20 protein-coding genes and 1 tRNA gene are annotated in these 17,639 nt (G+C 64.8%); 9 read left to right on the top strand and 12 right to left on the bottom strand.

The genetic code is table 11. From position 1 onward, the window contains the following. Positions 1 to 6 precede the first annotated feature (6 nt). A tRNA-Ala gene (locus AOT83_RS02225) sits at positions 7 to 82 on the top strand. Between the two features lie 30 nt (positions 83 to 112). Here the strand turns inward: AOT83_RS02225 and AOT83_RS02230 are convergent. From AOT83_RS02230 to AOT83_RS02240, 3 genes are read right to left on the bottom strand one after another with little or no spacing between them, the layout of a single operon-like run. Then, positions 113 to 337 (bottom strand): hypothetical protein, encoded by a 225-nt coding sequence (locus tag AOT83_RS02230; RefSeq protein ID WP_030094540.1) that lies wholly within the window; start codon positions 335 to 337, stop codon positions 113 to 115. 56 nt (positions 338 to 393) lie between these two features. Beyond that, a complete protein-coding gene (locus tag AOT83_RS02235; protein WP_057963772.1) occupies positions 394 to 669 on the bottom strand; it encodes a hypothetical protein in 276 nt (91 codons plus the stop codon). A 16-nt stretch (positions 670 to 685) separates the two neighbouring features. Next, positions 686 to 1,441 (bottom strand): helix-turn-helix transcriptional regulator, encoded by a 756-nt coding sequence (locus AOT83_RS02240; RefSeq protein WP_057963773.1) that lies wholly within the window; start codon positions 1,439 to 1,441, stop codon positions 686 to 688. An 88-nt stretch (positions 1,442 to 1,529) separates the two neighbouring features. Between AOT83_RS02240 and AOT83_RS02245 the strand changes: the two genes are divergently transcribed. From AOT83_RS02245 to AOT83_RS02260, 4 genes are all read left to right on the top strand, one after another. Beyond that, the gene (locus AOT83_RS02245; RefSeq protein ID WP_057963897.1) at positions 1,530 to 2,339 is read left to right on the top strand and encodes a sulfite exporter TauE/SafE family protein; all 810 of its coding nucleotides are present in this window, start codon (positions 1,530 to 1,532) and stop codon (positions 2,337 to 2,339) included. Between the two features lie 51 nt (positions 2,340 to 2,390). Further along, positions 2,391 to 3,023, top strand: a complete 633-nt coding sequence (locus AOT83_RS02250) for a sensor domain-containing protein (RefSeq protein ID WP_101312637.1) — start codon at positions 2,391 to 2,393, stop codon at positions 3,021 to 3,023. Positions 3,024 to 3,052: 29 nt separating this feature from the next. Further along, a complete protein-coding gene (locus AOT83_RS02255) occupies positions 3,053 to 3,814 on the top strand; it encodes a DUF1295 domain-containing protein (RefSeq protein ID WP_057963774.1) in 762 nt (253 codons plus the stop codon). A gap of 90 nt (positions 3,815 to 3,904) precedes the next feature. Further along, the gene (locus tag AOT83_RS02260; RefSeq protein ID WP_057963899.1) at positions 3,905 to 4,798 is read left to right on the top strand and encodes a metal-dependent hydrolase; all 894 of its coding nucleotides are present in this window, start codon (positions 3,905 to 3,907) and stop codon (positions 4,796 to 4,798) included. 53 nt (positions 4,799 to 4,851) lie between these two features. On the opposite strand, the gene AOT83_RS02265 is transcribed toward AOT83_RS02260, so the two are convergent. Together AOT83_RS02265 and AOT83_RS02270 are read right to left on the bottom strand one after the other, a co-directional pair. Then, positions 4,852 to 5,163, bottom strand: a complete 312-nt coding sequence (locus AOT83_RS02265; RefSeq protein ID WP_057963775.1) for a hypothetical protein — start codon at positions 5,161 to 5,163, stop codon at positions 4,852 to 4,854. 269 nt (positions 5,164 to 5,432) lie between these two features. After that, entirely contained in the window at positions 5,433 to 5,747 is a 315-nt protein-coding gene (locus AOT83_RS02270) for a hypothetical protein (protein WP_057963776.1), read from the bottom strand. A 96-nt stretch (positions 5,748 to 5,843) separates the two neighbouring features. On the opposite strand from AOT83_RS02270, the gene AOT83_RS02275 reads away from it, so the two are divergent. Continuing rightward, entirely contained in the window at positions 5,844 to 6,530 is a 687-nt protein-coding gene (locus AOT83_RS02275) for a DUF5642 family protein (RefSeq protein ID WP_057963777.1), read from the top strand. Here AOT83_RS02275 and AOT83_RS02280 read toward each other — a convergent pair. After that, complete coding sequence (locus AOT83_RS02280) at positions 6,527 to 7,138, bottom strand: alpha-ketoglutarate-dependent dioxygenase AlkB (RefSeq protein WP_057963778.1); 612 nt, start codon at positions 7,136 to 7,138, stop codon at positions 6,527 to 6,529. The genes AOT83_RS02275 and AOT83_RS02280 overlap by 4 nt on opposite strands. A gap of 53 nt (positions 7,139 to 7,191) precedes the next feature. Between AOT83_RS02280 and arcA the strand changes: the two genes are divergently transcribed. Next, the gene (gene arcA / locus AOT83_RS02285) at positions 7,192 to 8,406 is read left to right on the top strand and encodes an arginine deiminase (RefSeq protein ID WP_030094551.1); all 1,215 of its coding nucleotides are present in this window, start codon (positions 7,192 to 7,194) and stop codon (positions 8,404 to 8,406) included. Here arcA and AOT83_RS02290 read toward each other — a convergent pair. Next, positions 8,403 to 9,956, bottom strand: a complete 1,554-nt coding sequence (locus tag AOT83_RS02290) for a phospholipid carrier-dependent glycosyltransferase (RefSeq protein ID WP_078284231.1) — start codon at positions 9,954 to 9,956, stop codon at positions 8,403 to 8,405. The genes arcA and AOT83_RS02290 overlap by 4 nt on opposite strands. Positions 9,957 to 10,042: 86 nt before the next feature. Between AOT83_RS02290 and rsmI the strand changes: the two genes are divergently transcribed. Further along, on the top strand, positions 10,043 to 10,876 hold the full coding sequence (gene rsmI, locus AOT83_RS02295) for a 16S rRNA (cytidine(1402)-2'-O)-methyltransferase (protein WP_057963779.1): 834 nt from the start codon (positions 10,043 to 10,045) through the stop codon (positions 10,874 to 10,876). Here the strand turns inward: rsmI and AOT83_RS02300 are convergent. From AOT83_RS02300 to metG, 5 genes are all read right to left on the bottom strand, one after another. Beyond that, entirely contained in the window at positions 10,860 to 12,125 is a 1,266-nt protein-coding gene (locus tag AOT83_RS02300) for an aminodeoxychorismate synthase component I (RefSeq protein ID WP_057963780.1), read from the bottom strand. The genes rsmI and AOT83_RS02300 overlap by 17 nt on opposite strands. A 4-nt stretch (positions 12,126 to 12,129) precedes the next feature. Continuing rightward, complete coding sequence (locus tag AOT83_RS02305) at positions 12,130 to 12,948, bottom strand: GNAT family N-acetyltransferase (RefSeq protein ID WP_057963781.1); 819 nt, start codon at positions 12,946 to 12,948, stop codon at positions 12,130 to 12,132. Between the two features lie 41 nt (positions 12,949 to 12,989). Continuing rightward, complete coding sequence (locus tag AOT83_RS02310) at positions 12,990 to 13,895, bottom strand: RNA polymerase sigma-70 factor (RefSeq protein ID WP_030094556.1); 906 nt, start codon at positions 13,893 to 13,895, stop codon at positions 12,990 to 12,992. A gap of 2 nt (positions 13,896 to 13,897) precedes the next feature. Beyond that, positions 13,898 to 15,055, bottom strand: a complete 1,158-nt coding sequence (locus tag AOT83_RS02315) for an FAD-dependent oxidoreductase (RefSeq protein WP_057963782.1) — start codon at positions 15,053 to 15,055, stop codon at positions 13,898 to 13,900. A gap of 89 nt (positions 15,056 to 15,144) precedes the next feature. Then, the gene (metG, locus tag AOT83_RS02320) at positions 15,145 to 16,854 is read right to left on the bottom strand and encodes a methionine--tRNA ligase (RefSeq protein WP_338147442.1); all 1,710 of its coding nucleotides are present in this window, start codon (positions 16,852 to 16,854) and stop codon (positions 15,145 to 15,147) included. Here metG and AOT83_RS02325 point away from each other — a divergent pair. Beyond that, positions 16,736 to 17,611 (top strand): TatD family hydrolase, encoded by an 876-nt coding sequence (locus tag AOT83_RS02325; protein ID WP_057963784.1) that lies wholly within the window; start codon positions 16,736 to 16,738, stop codon positions 17,609 to 17,611. The two genes, metG and AOT83_RS02325, sit on opposite strands and share 119 nt — an antisense overlap. The last annotated feature ends 28 nt before the right edge of the window (positions 17,612 to 17,639 follow it).

A 17,639-nucleotide genomic window follows, 5' to 3' on the forward strand; every position in this document is an offset into this window, starting at 1 on the left:
CGTCTTGGGGCTATAGCGCAGTTGGTAGCGCGTCTCGTTCGCATCGAGAAGGTCAGGGGTTCGATTCCCCTTAGCTCCACCAAGAAAAACCCCCGGCTTGCCCGGGGGATTTTCATTTCTGCGGTTCGCCAGGTGATTCGGGCTCTTCCGTGGGCTTCGCGGCGCGGCCCGGATTGCCGATACGACGGTTGAGCGCATACACAGGAGCCGCCGCGCGAGCCACCAACGGCGGAATCGCCTGTCGTGCCCTGCGGGTATTGAAGAGACCGGCGTTCATGCCGATACCGATAAAGGTCATCGCCACGATCGCTGCTATCCCGACGAACGTTGTCGTCATACGCTCCACAGTATCGTCAAGCGCTGACCTGTGCGTCGAGGCTGTGGCGTGGGCCGTCAGGACCGCGAGAGGCGCCGGGCGCCAAGCCAGCCGATCCCGGCGACCGCCGCCGGCACCCCGAACACCGCCAGCAACACGGGTAGTTCTTCGGCGACGCCGTACCCGGCCTCGAGCACACCCACCCCCATGTTGAACACGGCAACGCCGGCCCAGGCAACCAGGAAGTGCGTGACGGCCGCCTGTATGCCGACCTTCTTGACCAGCGCACCGACGGCGAGAAACGCTAGTGCTGCGATAACTCCGACGATGATGATGATCGCGGTCCGGCTCATAGCTGTGAACTCTAGGTCATCGGATGCTGGACGGGGCAATGTCGAACGCGCGGGTGAAGGCGTAGGAGAACGCAGCGGGTGTGGCATAGCCGAGCCGCCCGGCAACCTGGGTCACCGACTGCTGCCGTAGCAGCGGAACCGCTGCGAGTAGTCGCGCCCGCACCCGCCACGCCGCCGGGCTCATCGCGACCTCATCGCGGAACCGGCGAGTCAGCGAGCGCTCGCTGGTGTTCAGCCGATGCGCCCATTGAGCATTGGAGACCGACACCTCGGGAGCATCGAGGTACTCCTGACACAGCTGTGCCAGGTCGGGTGACCGCGGCACATCGACATGCAACGGCAGCGCGGTGAAGGACGCCAGTTCATGCAGCAGGAGTGCGGTAAGTGCTCCGTCGCGCCCCGCGAGGTCGTAGTCGGCGGCCAGATCCGCTGCCGCGCGCAGTAGTTCGTGCATCAATGGGCTGACGTCTACGACAACGCACGACGACGGCCACCACGGAATGGCCGACGGCTCGATGTAGAGGCTTCCGGTGCGTACCTCCAGCATCCGCACTCGATGACGGGTGCGCGCGGGGATCATGACCGCGCGACGGCTGGGCACTGTCCAGGTTCCGTCGTCGGTGTCCACGATCATCGTCCCGGTGGATCCGTAGAGGAACTGTGCGCGTCGGTGCTCATGCCAATCCAGCAGCTGCCCGTTGGTGTAGTCGGTGGCTATGGGCAGCACATCGCGGGGCAGATGGTCGACATCGGCGAGCGGTACATTCCGCATCCCCACAGAGTATGGCTGAAATTCGAATGAATCGAGCTGGCATTCGATTGTCCGCAATCTCCCGGTCGGCTGGACTGGCCTCATGGGCGTGATCGTGTTGGTGATGATCGGGATTCTGACGGGGCTCACCACGGTGCTGTTCGGTTTCGGCGGCGGATTTGTCACCGTTCCGGTGATCATCTGGGCCGACAGTGCGCTCGCCGCGGGTGCGGCCGAGGTGGCGGTGGCGACCTCGGCAGTCGTCATGGTGGTGAACGCGGCGGCCGCCACCATGGCAACCTCACGAACCGTGTTGGCGCACTTACGAAGTGCGGCAGCGCTCATCGCATTGCTGGGGTGCGGGGGCGTGCTCGGTGCGGGGCTGGCCAGGCTGGCGCCACCGCACCTCGCGATGTGGGGATTCGTGTTCTATCTCGCGGTGACGATCATCGATGTGCTGGCACGTCCCGGATTCCTGCGCCGCCCCACCATGATGGAGGGCTCCCTATCTGACTTCGCCATCTCCCCGCTGCTGGGCGTCCCTATCGGTGCGGTCGCATCGTTCCTGGGAGTGGGCGGCAGCGTGATGACGGTTCCCTTGCTGCGCCGCAGCGGACAGCCGATGAGTATGGCCACCGCACTGGCCAATCCGTTGACACTGGCCATCAGCGTGCCGGCATTGGCTGTCTTTCTCACCGGCACGTCAGCAGCGGCGGACGATCCGTACGTCATCGGCGCGGTGGATGTGCGATCTGCCGCTGCGCTTCTCATCGGAGCGCTGCCGATCGTGGTGTGGCTGCGGCGGCATCCGCCACGGCTTTCTGATGTCGCGCACGCCTGGGCGTATGTCGCATTGCTCATCATTTCGGCCCTTGCGATGGTGCTCTCGCCGGGGGTCTTGTCGCCAGATTTCACCTGATAGACCCCGAACACCCAGGAATTTCCCAGGTTGAGAGTCCACAATTCTCAAATGGCGCGGACAGTATGGGTCGGATCGGGCCTCCTCGCACTCGTCGCGGTTGCCGGTTGCTCGCAGCCTGCGAGTCCGGTGGTGGAAACCTCCACGCCTGAGGTAACCGAACTCAAAGTCAGTGCCGCCGCCGCGGATTCGCTGTTCGCCGGGATCGATGTGGTCAAGTCGCTTGGCTTCCCGACGGCGGACACCACACATACCGACACGGCGCCGGTCTACGGACCCGCCATCAACCCGTCGGACCCGTGCGGCGTGTTGCACGCGGCGTCGCAAGGCGACTTGGGCGACGGCTGGCAGGCGTTTCGTCAGCTGAATGTCGACAGCAGTGCGGACCCGCATCAGACACTGCGCGAGGCCATTGCGATTTATCCCGACAAGCCCGCCGCCCAAGCCGAATTCCGCCGTATCACAGAGGCTTTCAACACGTGCAAGGCGCATTCGCCCGGCGCGTACACGTTCGGCATGCGCAACCCGATCACGATCACCTGGGCCGACAACACCGGTGCCACGCACATCCACACCACGGGTAACGCGGTGTACGGGGTGACCTCGTCCGGCGCCACCGACAACGCTGAGGTCGCCGGTCAGGTTGCCAATCAAATGAAGACGAACATCATCGACCCTGCTTAGAACGAGCGTCTACTCGGTACTGTCCCGATGTGCTTACAGAGCTGTATCACGCTGCGGTCGTCTTCCTCGTGGTCCTGGCCATCGTCACCTTCGTCAGCGGCTTCTGGTTCACCAATCCCTACGGCCGGTTCGCCAAGCCTGACGAGAGGTTTACCGCACCCGCCAAGATCGGTTGGCTGATCTTCGAATGCCCGCAGTGGTGGGCGTTCACCGTCACCTTCTGGACCGTCGCGCACGACCACGGCGCACCGGCGCTCGTGCTGTATGCGTTGTGGCAGGGCCACTACCTGTACCGCGGACTGATCTATCCGCTCTCCCGTAAGGGCAGCGGAAAGCGATTCCCCTACAGCGGGATTGCCTTTGGCTTCGTCTTCAATGCGGTCAATGGTTTTGCCAACGGGTATGCGGTCGCCTTCGCCGCGCATCTGCAGAGTGCCGCCTGGTTCACCGACCCCCGGTTCATTCTCGGAGTCCTTGTGGCCCTCGGTGGCTGGTTGGTGAACTTCCAGGCCGACCGCATCCTCATCAACCTGCGAGCCGATGGTTTCGATGGATACCGCATTCCGTATGGAGGTGCGTTCAGGTGGGTGTCGGCGGCCAACTACTTCGGCGAGATCATCCTCTGGGCCGGTTGGGCCTTGATGGCGTGGACGCTGCCCGGTCTGATCTTCGTGCTGTTCTCGATTGCCAATCTGCTGCCGCGGGCGCTCTCGATCCATCGGTGGTACCGCGAAACATTCCCTGACGAGTACCCGCGCGAGCGCAAGGCGATCGTTCCGGGGCTGCTGTAGGGACCTAAGCCATCAACTTTTACGCACTACTTCAATACGTAAGCGATTCGTGTAACACTGAGTTACACGATCAAGGTGGAGGTGGGCGACATGGCTGCTCCGGTAACGGCCTCATACCCGAAGACGCGGCGTATCAGGTTTTGGTTTGGTGACCCGGTCCCGATGCGAAGGCACTTCGCCGACAACGACATCGCGTTGAGCCATGTGCTGGCGGGTGCCTCCGCGGTGTTCCCGCCGGGGGAGGAGTTCTTCGTCCGATCCGTGCGTCGCTACGCCGACAGGATCACCGAGCCCACACTCAAAAAACGTGTCGCCGGATTCATCGGCCAAGAAGTCACCCACGGGCTGCACCATCGCGAGCTCAACGAGAAACTCACGGAAATGGGCTACCGCAGCAAGATGGTCGAGACCATCGGGCGCCGATCAGGCAAGGTCGAAGACCTGGTCGACAAGTACCTACCCAACATGGACCGCCTCAAATACATCCGGTTGACCATGCTGGCCGCGACTGCGGCACTCGAGCACTACACCGCGGTTCTGGCAGAGCGTCTGCTGGAAAGCGGCGACCTGCAGGCCATGGTGACCGATGACGAGGTGCGAAACCTGTTGTACTGGCACGCCATCGAGGAGCTCGAGCACAAATCGGTCGCCTTCGACGTCTACCGCGCGGTCGGTGGGCCGGAATGGCTGCGACGTGCGGTGATGGCCGTCATCTGGACCGGTACGGTGCCATTCGCCACCGCGGGCTCCTGGTTTTCCATAGCGTGGAGCGACCCGGATGGACGGCGTCAACCGGGGCGCGTGCTGCGCGAGACGGTCGGGTTGATCCGCGGACCTCTGTTGAACGACGGGATGATCGGCCGGTTGGCCGTCTACATGAAGAAGGACTTCCATCCCGACGATCTCGACACCGAAGTGCTCCTGGAGCAGTGGCGGACCGAACTGTTCGGTGCCGAGGGCACCCTGGTCGATCATTTGAAGTAGAGACAACAATGGCCCGGGCTTGTGGCCCGGGCCATTGTCAGGTGTCTGCTGTGTCAGCAGCTCAGCGCGACATGCGCGACCTTGCGATCGACAGTCGGCACGGTGGTGGGGTTGTTACGCACATCCCGGGCCGGCTGAACATTGTTCACCGGCGACTCCTGCGTGACAGACGCCACGGTGCACTTGCTCAGGTCCGCAGCGCCCGTCTTGGAGACGATCACTCGGTACCCATTGGTCTTGAGGTCATTGATGACAGCGCTGGCATCGCCCGATCCCGATGGTCCGGCGAGCGCGACACTTGCCGATCCCAGCGACGCCCCGATGACGCCAACTGCGGCAATACCTGCAAATAACAATCTCTTCACGATTTCACTCCTCTCGCCTCACTCCTCGTGGCATCGCTGTTACGGAAATGTGTCCGCATACCACACGAATGCCCGATCCTCGACTCGCCAAATCATCAACGCTCGTGAATCTGTCCAGTCCAACGCACTAATACCCAGATTGATTCCCAATCGGGGAAATTAACGTCAAATTCACATTCTCGTCTGCGCCCGCTCACAGGCGGCGCGCGTATCGGCCCGCGGGGCGTGCAACACCCAGCGAACTGGCAAATCTGGTTAGGTTAGGCTAACTAGACGTTGCAGTTAAGGGAGATATACACCAATTTGTGGTCGAGTACGCGGACCGGCAACACCAGCCACTTGCCGCTGGGCATCCACGTCCGCTGATACTCGGTGCGGTAGACGTCCTGCCCGTTACGGATGTTGGACACCGTGCACTTATTGGTGGGGGCTGAGCCGTTTCGGTCGATGATGACCTGATAGCCCTGCGACTGGTACTGGTTGATGACTGATTGCGCGTCATCGGCGAGCGCCGTCCCGGTAGTGAGAGCCATCAACGCGCCGACACCGAGTGCCGCAGTCGTTAGGCGAGCCGCCGTCTTCATCTCATACCGTCCTCACAGGTGTTAACTCTTGGCCACACAGACATTGTTCCCTATAGGTGCCATCGATTTTTGGGCCCGAATCGATACAGTGGCCGGGTGTTGAAGCCGGTGACCGTCAAGAGCTGGGGAATCTGGGCCACCTGCGCGCTGGCGCTCGTAGTGCCGGGCTGCGGCCGAACCGTCCAGAACCCCGTCAATCACAACGTGAAGATCGGAAACATCGCCTCACTGAAGAGCGAGTTCGGGCCGGAGTTCGTCGTCAAGACCATGGAACCGGCGGGGATGGACCCCAAGCTGCTCTCCCCGGCACCGCTGCCCCAGGGGATGACGGTGGATCCGCCCGGCTGCGCCAAGTACAGCGGCGGCAGTGCCGTACCCGCCGGGCTCAAGGGGAACATGGCCGCACTCACCGCCACGGGCGCCGGAAATCAGTACGTGGCGGTCGCGGTGGAAACCTCGCAGGAGGTCCCCTTCGACCCGGCGGTGTCGGCGGAATGCAAGAAGGTCGGCTTCCGCGGTAACGGGATCGCCGGGCAAACCGAGGTGATCGACGCACCCGCTATCGAGGGTGCGCGCACCCTCGCCATGAAGCGGGACGTGCTCAGCGGAACCTCGGGCAGGGCCGTCGGTCAAGAGATACTGAACTACTCGGCATATCTCGGTCGCTACATGGTGGTCGTCACGGTCAGCCCGATTGCGGTCGGCAAGGTGCCGCCCGCGTTGCCCGACGGCAAGCGCGCATCGGATCTACTGGTCAAGGCAGTGGCCGCCGTCCGTTCTTAACGCACATCGCGGGGCCGGTACTGCAAGCTGATCCGCGGACCCACCGGCTTGGACGTCTTGGGGATCGCGTGTTCCCAGGTTCGTTGGCAGGTTCCGCCCATCACCAAAAGGTCGCCATGGCCCACATGGATGCGAATCGATTCGCCCCCGAGGCGTGGCCGCAACGCGAAAGTGCGTGTCGCGCCGATGCTTACGATCGCGACCATGGTGTCTTCGCGTAGCCCGCGCCCGATGGTGTCACCGTGCCAGGCGACGCTGTCGGTGCCGTCCCGGTACTGGCACAGGCCCACCGTGGTGAATGGTTCGCCGAGTTCGGCGGTGTACTCGCTGTTGAGGCGGTCGCAGATTGCCTCCAGCACCGGATGCGGTGACGGGCCCGCGGTCAGATCATGGAAGCTGACCAGCCGGGGGACGTCGAGGGTGCGGTCGTACATGCGGCGGCGCTCGGCGCGCCACGGTACCTGCGCCAACAGCTGACCCATGAGATTGTCGGCACGTCCGAGCCATTCATGGTGTACCTCAAGCCAAGCGCCGCCTGCCAACTCGCGGCGCGGGACCGGTGGGGCGCCGAACAGGGATGCCTGCACAGCGTGTGGAGAGGCTGTCACACCTTCATGTTATCGCACACATGTTCGATTGCGCGGCAAGCTAGCGTCTTCTCATGACGGATGCGCCAGTGCTGGGTGCCAATTCAGAGGTGGGACGGCTGCGGGCGGTGGTGTTGCACCGGCCCGGTGACGAGCTCAAGCGGCTGACTCCGCGCAACAATGACCAGCTGCTGTTCGATGGTCTGCCCTGGGTGGCGCGCGCTCAGGAGGAGCACGATGCCTTCGCCGAGGTGCTGCGCTCGCGGGGTGTCGAGGTGCTGCTGCTCTCCGAACTATTGCGTGAGGCGCTGGCCAGTGGCGCCGCCAGGGTGCAGGGCATATCGGCGGCCGTGAACGCGCGCAGGTTGGGTTATGCGCTTGCGCAGGATCTTTCGGAATACCTGCGGTCGCTGGACGCGGCCGATCTTGCCTACGTGTTGATGTGTGGGATGACGTTCGACGAACTACCGGTGGGCGGCAAGGTGGCGCAGCCGTCGTTGGTGCGCACCATGCACCACGGATCGGATTTCGTCATCGAACCGCTACCCAATCTGCTGTTCACGCGCGACTCGTCGTTCTGGATCGGGCGTAAGTTCGCGATCACCTCGCTGGCACTTCCGGCGCGCGTCCGCGAGACCTCGCTCACCGACCTGATCTATGCCCATCACCCGCGGTTCCTCGGGGTGCGGCGGGCCTATGAGTCGCATTCGGCTCCCGTCGAAGGCGGCGACGTGCTGCTGCTGGGGCCCGGGGTGGTGGCAGTCGGTGTGGGGGAGCGCACCACGCCCGCCGGTGCGGAAGCCCTGGCGCGCAGCCTATTCGACGATGACCTGGCCCACACTGTGCTCGCGGTGCCCATCGCGCAGGAACGCGCGTCCATGCACCTGGACACCGTCTGCACCATGGTCGACACCGACGCCGTCGTGATGTATCCGGCGATTCAGGATTCGCTGTCGGCGTTCACCATTCGTCGTAATGATGGTGGGGTCAGTATTTCGGGTTCGGCACCGTTCGTGGAGGCGGCGGCCGACGCGATGGGCATCGGGAAGCTGCGTGTCATCGATACCGGTCTGGATCCGGTGACCGCCGAACGCGAGCAGTGGGATGACGGGAACAACACCCTGGCCTTGGCTCCCGGTGTGGTTGTCGCCTACGAGCGCAATGTGGAGACCAATGCGCGCCTGGAGGAATCGGGTGTGGAGGTGCTTGCCATCTCGGCATCGGAGTTGGGCACGGGCCGGGGCGGACCCCGCTGCATGTCCTGTCCGATATCGCGCGATCTCCTCTAGCGCCAGCTGGGCAGCCACATCTCCATGTTCCACATGAACGGTGAGATGGCGGCGCCGGTGAGGATCGGATACAGCCACGCGAAGTTGGTGACCACCACGGCCAGATAGAACGTGGCGATGAACATTCGCAACGTTTTTCGTTCCGGATTGGCCACCGGCTTGCGCAGGAAATCGCCGATGATGAACGCGATCATCATCACCAGGAACGGCACCATCGGGGTGGCGTAGAAGAAGTACATCTGCCGGTCGATGTTGGCGAACCAGGGCAGCCATCCCGCACAGTAGCCGACCAGTGCCGCCGCGTAGCGCCAGTCGCGCCGGACCACCGTCGCCCACGTGGCCCACAACAGCACCGGGACCGCCAGCCACCAGATGGCCGGGGTGCCGACCAGCAGCACCGCGCGCACACAGGAATTGGCGCCGCAGCCGGGAATGTTCTTGTCTTCGATGGCGTAGAGCAATGGTCGCAGCGACATCGGCCACGTCCACGGCTTGGATTCCCACGGATGATGATTGCCGTTGGCGTTGGTGAGCGTCGAATGGAATGTGTAGACGCTGTGCGTGTAGTACCACAGCGAGCGCAGGGCATCGGGTGCCCAACTGCCGACACCGATCTGACGGCCCTCGGCATGCCGATTGATGGCCGTCTCGGAGGCGAACCACGACCAGTACGAGGCCATGTATACGAGGAACGGAATGACCACCAGCGCATATAGGGCCGGCCCCAGATCGCGTACCCCGGTGCCCGCCCAGGGACGCTGCACGCCGTAGGCGCGCCGTGCCGCGATATCGAAGGCGATGCACAGCACTCCGAAGAATGCGATGAAGTACAGCCCTGACCACTTTGTGCCGCAGGCCAATCCGAGCAGAATTCCGGCACCGAAACGCCACCACCGCACGCCCAGACGCGGCCCCCACACGGTCTCGCCGATGCGCCCGTCGAGGTATGCGTTGTACAGCCGCTCCCGCACCTGATCGCGGTCGACGATCAGCGCGCCGAAGGCGGCCACCACAAACAGTGCCTGATACACGTCGAGCAGCGCGGTGCGCGCGGTCACGAAGCTGACGCCGTCCGCGATCAGCAGCAGTCCCGCGATGGCGCCCATCAGGGTGGACCGGCCGATCCGCCGGGCGATCCGGGCAACCAGCAGCACCAGGATGGTGCCCGAGAGTGCGGCGGCGAACCGCCAGCCGAATGCGTTGTATCCGAAGAGCCATTCGCCGAGGGCGATCATCTGTTTGCCGATGGGCGGATGCACCACCAGCCCGTAGCCGGGATTGTCCTCGACGCCGTTGTTGGTGACCACCTGCCAGCCCTGTGGCACGTAGTGCTTCTCGTCGAAGACAGGGGTGCCGCGATCGGTGAGGGCGCCGAGATTGATGAATCGTGTGAGCGCCGCGATTGCCGTGATGACGGCGGTCATCACCCAGCCCTGGAACCGGTCGGTGGGCCCGAAATCCGCGGGCGGTATCCGGGGCCCCGGGGACTCGGTGCCGTCCGAGCTCCGAGACGTCTCCCCCGTAGGCGGCAGGGTTGCGGGCACGGTCACACGCTCGATCGTAAGGGAGGGCCCGGCCCGGGCCTGTTGGTGCGGCGGGCTGGAGCGAGAGCGACGAGGGGATTTAGTCTTGCGGGATGGGGAACTTGCTGCTGGCGGCGACACCGCTGGGGGAGCCCGGGGATGCCTCGCCCCGATTGCGTGAGGCGCTGGCCAAGACCGCGGTGGTGGCTGCCGAGGACACTCGTCGGGTCCGGGCGCTCGCCAAATCGCTGGATGTGCAGATCAGCGGCCAGATCATCAGTTTCTACGACCAGAACGAAGCCAGCCGCATCGAGCCGCTGCTGGCCGATCTGGAGGCCGGGTACGACGTGCTGGTGGTCACCGACGCGGGGATGCCCTCGATCAGTGATCCGGGGTATCGCTTGGTCGCCGCATGCGTGAAACAGGGGATACCGATCAAATGCCTACCTGGGCCGTCGGCGGTGACGACGGCATTGGCTGTTTCGGGGCTCCCGGTCGACCGTTTCTGTTTCGAGGGGTTCGCGCCGCGCAAGCAGGGGGCGCGGCGGCGTTGGCTTGCCGAGCTTTCGGCGGAGCCTCGCACCTGTGTGTTCTTCGAGTCGCCGCGCAGGCTGGCCGAGACTCTGTCCGATGCGGTGGAGGTGCTGGGCCCCGAACGCCGTGCGGCGGTATGCCGCGAGCTGACCAAGACCCATGAAGAGGTGTTGCGGGGCACTCTGCGTGAGTTGGCCGTCTGGGCCGAGGGCGAGGTGCTGGGGGAGATCACGGTGGTGCTCGACGGTGGTCGCCCCGCCGTCCCCGAAATCGACACCCTGGTGACCAGGGTGGAGGAGCTGATGGACGACGGCATGGGGTTGCGTGAGTCGTGCGCGATGGCCATCGGGGAGTCCGGCGCGACGCTGTCCAGGCGCGACCTTTACGACGCGGTGGTCAAAGCGCGGGCTTGAGCCCGGGTGTGAGCAACGCGGTCGCGGTGAGCTCGACCGTGGCAGCGGCCTTGTGCAGACACTCCTGCCATTCGGCTTCGATATCGGAGTCTGCGGTGATACCGCCCCCGACGCCGAGTACGGCGGATCCGTCGGGTGCGATTTCCACGGTGCGAATCGCGACGTTGAGTTCCAGGCCGGCCACCGGCGACAGCATGCCGACGGTGCCGCAGTACACCCCCCGGCTATCCGATTCCCATTGGCGCAGTAGTTGGCGGGCACGGGTTTTCGGTGTTCCGGTCACCGAGGCGGGCGGGAATGCGGCCGCCAGCAGATCTGCCGCAGTGGCCTCCGTAGGTATCTGCGCGGCGACGGTGGACACCAGATGCCACACACCGGGTGCCGGGTGGACGGCGAGGAGTTCGGGAACGGTGACAGTGCCGGTGATCGCGATGCGCCCGAGGTCATTGCGAACCAAGTCGGTGATCATGATGTTCTCGGCGACGTCCTTCACCGAGTTCAGCAATGCGGCGGGGTCCTCGGTTGCCGCGAGGGTGCCCTTGATAGGGCTGGAACGTACATCAGATCCGTTGCGCTGCAAGAACAATTCGGGTGAAAGCGAGGCCACGGCACCCCAGGCGCCCGATACGAAGGCGGCTCGGGCCGGCGCGGTCTGGGTGATCGCATCGGCGAAGAAGTCCACCGGATCTCCCGTCAATGCCCCGCGGAATTGCGTGCACACGCAGGCCTGGTACACCTCCCCGGCTGCGATGGCCTCCAGGCAGCGGCCGACGGCGGTGCGATGACGCTCGCGATCGGGAGCCTTCCAGTCGATGGACCACACCTCGGGATCGCGGGGATGGGTGAGCGCCTGGACTATCCACGCAGGGCATTCATCGTCGAGAAGGCTTTCGTACCACCAGCATTCGTCATTATCCAGACGCAACACCGCATCACTCCAGCCTCCGGCCGAAGCGGGGAGCCGTGGGGCCCGGGAGTTTGCGGTCAGGTCCGGATATGCCCGATAGCCGATCCAGCCGCCTCCCACCGCGCCCGGCGGAGCGGTGTTCACATGAGAAGTATTGCCACTGAACGCCTGTCGAGGCAGCACTGCATGGGCGGCGAGGGACGGGGCGATGATCGCCCGTGAGTCGAACCAGCATCCGGTCAATGCGGCAGGTGCCGGGCGTCCCGTCTCGCGCGCGGCGACGGCAAGGGATCGCAGCACGGCTGGCGGTGCGCCGAGATCGCCGAGCTGCTGGACGCGCATGGGTCTAGTTTCGCAGACCCTTCACCAGGATCGCGCGGGTGTACAGCAGTGAGAAGCCCTGACGCTGGGTGTTCTGCTGAGATTTCGATCCGGGCTGTGTGGTGACCACGGCCAGATCCGCGGCGGCACTTGCGGCTTCGTAAAGCCGGGTGGTCAGCAGAGCTGACTGGATACCGCGCCGCCGATGTGGCGCGGCGGTCGCCGCGCCGTTGAGCTGGGCCACCCCGTCGAGGATGCGCATGCTTGCGCCGCCCGCCACAATGCCCTGCCGCAGGGCGATGTAGCGCCGCACACCCTCCGTCGTCGACAGTGCATCGATCGCACGGGAGAGCACCTCGCGGGGAAACGATTCGTGGGAGGCCACGCCCTGGTCATCGGGGACCGCGAACCCCTCGACGATGACGTCGAGCCAGCTGGCCAGCTCATCGACCCCGCTGTGGCGCACCGTGATGTCATCCGGGAGTACCGGCGCGGGGATATCGCGCAGCGTCAGGCCCAGCACGTCCTCGAACGACACCAGCAGGTAACCGCGCCGGGTCAGCAGCTCGCCGATCGCCGGATCGGCCAGGCTCGAGACCTCGGCCTGCACCGGGGTGTCGCGGTCGGCGAACATCTGCTCGACGGCCTCAAGCTCGGATGCGGTGGGCACGCCACCCCACCCGAGTCCGGCGATTTTGTTCATCGGTGAATCGGGTCCGGCATAGGACGCGACGCCCCCGGCCAGCGGTATCACGACACCGTCGTCACATCGCGCGGTTCCCGCGGCAATCGTGTCGGCTTCGGCGCGCTCAATGCGCGCGGCGGTATCGATGTCACAGAACACGCCGGTGATTGTGTCTGACAACCCGCCGGGACCGCCACCGGTTATCTGCTGATGTGGCGCGCTGTTTCGGCGGTGGCCAGCTTGTCGGGATTGCGGATCGCGAAAACGTGTGCCACCTTGCCGTCCGTGATCGATACCGCCAGCACGGCGTCGAGGCGGCCTTCGCTGTAGATCAGCAGCGCGGGCGTGCTGTTGTACGTGCTCAGTTCCATGCGCACGTCGGGGAATGACGCGGCCGCCCGCGAAAGTCCGATGGCGACGCGCGCCACTCTGTCGGCTCCGTACACCGGCCGCCGCGCGGCACTGACCTTCCCGCCGCCGTCCGATGTCCACACCGCGTCGGGGGCGAGTATTTCCACCAGTGCGTCGACATCGCCGCCCGCGGCGGCCAGCAGGAACTTGGTGGTCAGCTCCTCGGTCTGCTGATCGGTAGGGGTGAACCGGCGCCGGCGCGACTGCACATGCTCGCGGGCGCGGTGCGCCATCTGGCGCACCGCGGACTCCGATTTGCATACCGTGGAGGCGATTTCGGCGTAGTCGAAGCCGAAGACCTCCCGCATGACAAACACGGCACGCTCATCCGGCGCCAGCGTTTCCAGCACCACCAGCATGGCCATGGACACCGACTCGGCCAGAACCACGTCGGTCGAGGCGTCGTCGGTGCTGCCCTCGAAGGTCACCCGCACCGGCTCCGGCAGCCATGGCCCCACGTACTCCTCGCGCCGACGGCTGTTGGCCCGCAAGGTGTTCAGTGATTGGCGGCTGACGATCTGCGCCAGATAGGCCTTGGTGTCGGTGACCGTGTTCAGGTCCACCTGCGCCCACCGCAGATAGCTCTCCTGCAGTACGTCGTCGGCTTCCGTTGCGGAACCCAGCATTTCGTACGCGATGGTGAACAGCAGCGGGCGCAGGTGGGTGAACAGCTCGGCATGGGCAGAGTCGGACACCGCTAGGCCTGCACCTTGAGGGCCTCGGCACGCTTGCCGCCCTGGGGCCAGAAGTACCACGTGGGGTGCTTTGCGGCAGTTGCCAGGATGGAAAGCGTTCCGTTGCAAACCATTTCCTTGATGGCGGCGCCTGCACGCCCGCCCACATACAGCTTGCGGGGGGTGTCGTCGGTGTGGCCCAACTGGATGACGGCAGCGTTGCGCCCGATGCTGACATTCTGTCCGGTGAAGATTTGGCTCCGTGCCTCCGGCTGCAGGCCATCGACCAGCGCCAACACCGTCTTGACGGCGCGGGCTGCCAGTGGCCCGGCGGCCTGGCAGCTCATCCGAAGCGGCACACCCGAGGGGCTGGCGGCGTCCCCGGCCGCGATGACGCGCGGGTTGTCCACGCTGACCAGTGCCTCGTCGGTGAGCAGCCTGCCCAGGGCATCTGTGCTCAGGCCGCTGTCGGAGGCCAGCTGTGGCACCCCGAATCCGGCGGTCCACACCGTGAGCGCGGTCGGCAGCACGCGTCCGTCGGACAGCGTCACCGAATCCTCGTCCACCCGCACCACCGTGGCGGGCACCAGCACCTCGACGCCCAGCTTGTCCAGTCGCTTGGCGGCCGCGCGGCGGGCCGGATCGCCGAGGGACGGCAACAGTTGTGTGCCGCAGATCAGCGTCACGCGGCGACCGACCTCGGCCAGTTCTCCGGCCAGCTCGACGCCGGTCAGCCCCGCGCCGACGACCACGATCGGCGCGTCCGGCGCCAGCCTCTCGTACCGGGCCCGTACCTGCTGGGCGTGTTCGAACTCGTTGATGGACAACGCATGTTCTGCCACACCGGGGATGTCGGGGGTTGTGGTGGTACTTCCGACGGCGTAGACGAGGTAGTCGTACGGCAGCACCGTGCCGGAGGCGAGCTCCAGCTTCTGGGCACCGGCATCGATATGGGTGACCTTGTCGACCACGAGGCGGATGGCAGGGTTGAGCAGGGTGGCGTAGTCGGCGGTCGCGGTGCTGCTTCCGGCGACCAGCTGATGCAGCCGGATTCGTTCGACGAAGTGCGGTCGGGGGTTGACGAGGGTCACGGTCAGGTTCTTGTTGGCGAGCAATTGGTTGGCTGCCAGGGTTCCCGCGTAGCCTCCGCCGATCACGATCACTCGGGTGTTCTCGGTCATTTCGGTGACTTCCTTTCAGTCGCTGATGCCCTTAAGACACCGGCGCGACGAAATCTGTGACAGACCGTGACCGGGATCACTTTCGCGACCTACTTGGGCACCTGATACTTCGGGAACACGCCCGTCGGTGCGGGCAGGCTCACACCGGGCTTGAGCCGCGTCCCGATCGCGGAGAAGTCCCGCTGATCTTCGGACTGGCCCAACAGATCCAGCAGTTTGGCCGCGGACTCGGGCATCACCGGCTGCACCAGTAGCGCGACGATCCGCACCACCTCCAACGTGGCGTACAGCACGGTGCCGAACCGCAGCTGATCCTCGGCGCTGTCACTTTTGCCCAGCACCCAGGGCTCCTGCGCCGAGAAGTACCGGTTGCTCGCGCCCAGCACCTGCCAGATCGCCTCCAGCGCGAGATGCATCGCCGGCACCTCGAAATGGGTGCGGGCTTGTTCCAGCAGGCTGTCCGCGGCGCTGAGTAGTTCCAGATCCTCGGGTGCGAAGTCGCCCGGTTCGGGCACGATGCCGTCGAGATTCTTGGCGACCATGGACAGCGATCGCTGTGCCAGGTTGCCCAGTTCGTTGGCCAGGTCGGCGTTGATCCGCCCGATCAGGCCGTCCTCGGTGTAGCTGCCGTCCTGGCCGAAGGGAACCTCGCGCAGCAGGAAGTAGCGCACCTGGTCCAGTCCGAAGGTGTCGATGAGGTTGATCGGGTCGACCACATTGCCGATCGACTTACTCATCTTCTCGCCCTTGTTGGTCAGGAAGCCGTGTGCGAAAACCCGCTTGGGCAGTTCGATTCCGGCCGACATCAGAAATGCCGGCCAGTACACGGTGTGGAACCGGCTGATGTCCTTGCCGATCATGTGCAGATCTGCGGGCCAGTACCGCGTGAACGAATCCGACGAGGTGTCGGGGAAACCCACCCCCGTCAGATAGTTGGTGAGGGCGTCCACCCACACGTACATGACGTGTTCGGGGTGATCGGGCACCGGCACACCCCAGTCGAACGTGGTGCGGGAGATGGACAGGTCGCGCAGACCACCGGAGACGAAGCTGACGATCTCGTTGCGCCGCACTGCCGGGCCGATGAACTCCGGATGGGCCTCGTAGTGCGCCAGCAGCTTGTCCTGGTAGTTCGACAGCCTGAAGAAGTAGGAATGTTCCTCGGTCCAGTCGACCGGGGTTCCCGTCGCGGTGGCGGTGCGGGTGCCGTCGGGGGCCACGGTGGTTTCGGCGTCGGTGTAATACGCCTCGTCACGCACCGAGTACCAGCCCGAGTAGGTGTCCAGATAGATGTCGCCGTTGTCGGCCATCCGGCGCCAGATCGCCTTCGACGCCTCGTAGTGATCGGGGTCGGTGGTTCGGATGAACCGGTCGAAGGAGATGTTGAGCTTGCGCTGCAACGCCTCGAACACGTCGGAGTTGCGCCGGGCCAGTTCCGCCGTCGGGATTCCGGCGGCTGCCGCCGTCTGCGCCACCTTCAAGCCGTGTTCGTCCGTACCGGTGAGGTAACGCACGTCGAAGCCGTCCAGCCGCTTGAAGCGGGCGACCGAATCGGTCGCGACGTACTCGTACGCGTGGCCGATGTGCGGCTCACCGTTGGGGTACGCGATGGCGGTGGTGATGTAGAACGGATCCAATGATTCAGGCATGGTCTGAGCAACTTTATAGACTGGTGTTCTGATGACGCCCGGCAATAAGAGGCAAGCCCCGCCCAACCCCGAGCCGCTCGCGCCCCTCATCGATGCGCACACCCATCTGGATGCATGCGGCGCCGTCACGGACCAGGACGTGCGTGCCATCGTCGATCGCGCGGAGTCCGTAGGTGTGGGACGTGTGGTGACAGTGGCCGATGACCTTGAGTCGGCCCGGTGGGCGGTGTCGGCCGCCGCGAGTGATCCGCGGGTGTACGCCGCCGTGGCGCTGCATCCCACCCGTGCCGGTGATCTCACCGACGGTGCGCGTGCGGAGTTGGAAAATCTGGCCGCACATCCCCGCGTCGTGGCCATCGGGGAGACCGGTTTGGATCTGTATTGGCCGGGCCGATTGGAGGGCTGCGCGGAGCCCTCGGTTCAACGCGAAGCATTTGCTTGGCATATCGAACTGGCTAAGCGGACGGGCAAGGCGCTGATGATTCACAACCGCGATGCCGACGCCGAAGTGCTCGATGTGCTGAAGTCCGAGGGCGCGCCGGCCACGGTTATCTTCCACTGCTTCTCATCGGATGCTGAGATGGCGAAGAGATGCGTCGCTGAGGGCTGGATCTTGAGCTTGTCGGGGACGGTGAGTTTCAAGAACGCGCATGCGCTTCGAGAGGCCGCCGCGCTCATTCCCGACGAACAACTGCTGGTAGAGACCGATGCCCCCTACCTGACCCCCCATCCGTATCGGGGTGCACCGAATGAGTCGTACTGTCTGCCGTACACCGTCCGGGCCCTCGCCGAGATAACCGGGCAACGCCCGGAGCGATTAGCGGCCGCGTCCACGGCGACGGCAGTAAGGGTGTTCAAGATGGTTGATGAGTTGCCTCGGCGCGATGCTTTCGTTACCGTGTCGTGATCAGATCGCCGGGTGGTGTCACCGTTGA

The sequence above is a fragment of the Mycobacteroides sp. H001 genome (genome assembly GCF_001440005.1).
Taxonomy (GTDB): domain Bacteria; phylum Actinomycetota; class Actinomycetes; order Mycobacteriales; family Mycobacteriaceae; genus Mycobacterium; species Mycobacterium gwanakae.

Coding starts and splice junctions, on each gene's coding strand:
- AOT83_RS02230 (WP_030094540.1), bottom strand. CDS start 337: ATGACGACAACGTTCGTCGGGATAGCAGCGATCGTGGCGATGACCTTT.
- AOT83_RS02270 (WP_057963776.1), bottom strand. CDS start 5,747: ATGAAGACGGCGGCTCGCCTAACGACTGCGGCACTCGGTGTCGGCGCG.
- AOT83_RS02300 (WP_057963780.1), bottom strand. CDS start 12,125: ATGCGCGTCCAGCAGCTCGGCGATCTCGGCGCACCGCCAGCCGTGCTG.
- AOT83_RS02240 (WP_057963773.1), bottom strand. CDS start 1,441: ATGCGGAATGTACCGCTCGCCGATGTCGACCATCTGCCCCGCGATGTG.
- arcA (WP_030094551.1), top strand. CDS start 7,192: ATGACGGATGCGCCAGTGCTGGGTGCCAATTCAGAGGTGGGACGGCTG.
- AOT83_RS02250 (WP_101312637.1), top strand. CDS start 2,391: ATGGCGCGGACAGTATGGGTCGGATCGGGCCTCCTCGCACTCGTCGCG.
- rsmI (WP_057963779.1), top strand. CDS start 10,043: ATGGGGAACTTGCTGCTGGCGGCGACACCGCTGGGGGAGCCCGGGGAT.
- AOT83_RS02260 (WP_057963899.1), top strand. CDS start 3,905: ATGGCTGCTCCGGTAACGGCCTCATACCCGAAGACGCGGCGTATCAGG.
- AOT83_RS02325 (WP_057963784.1), top strand. CDS start 16,736: ATGACGCCCGGCAATAAGAGGCAAGCCCCGCCCAACCCCGAGCCGCTC.
- metG (WP_338147442.1), bottom strand. CDS start 16,854: ATGGCACGCACGTCCTGGTCCGTGACGGCGCCGCATGCATCCAGATGG.
- AOT83_RS02315 (WP_057963782.1), bottom strand. CDS start 15,055: ATGACCGAGAACACCCGAGTGATCGTGATCGGCGGAGGCTACGCGGGA.
- AOT83_RS02235 (WP_057963772.1), bottom strand. CDS start 669: ATGAGCCGGACCGCGATCATCATCATCGTCGGAGTTATCGCAGCACTA.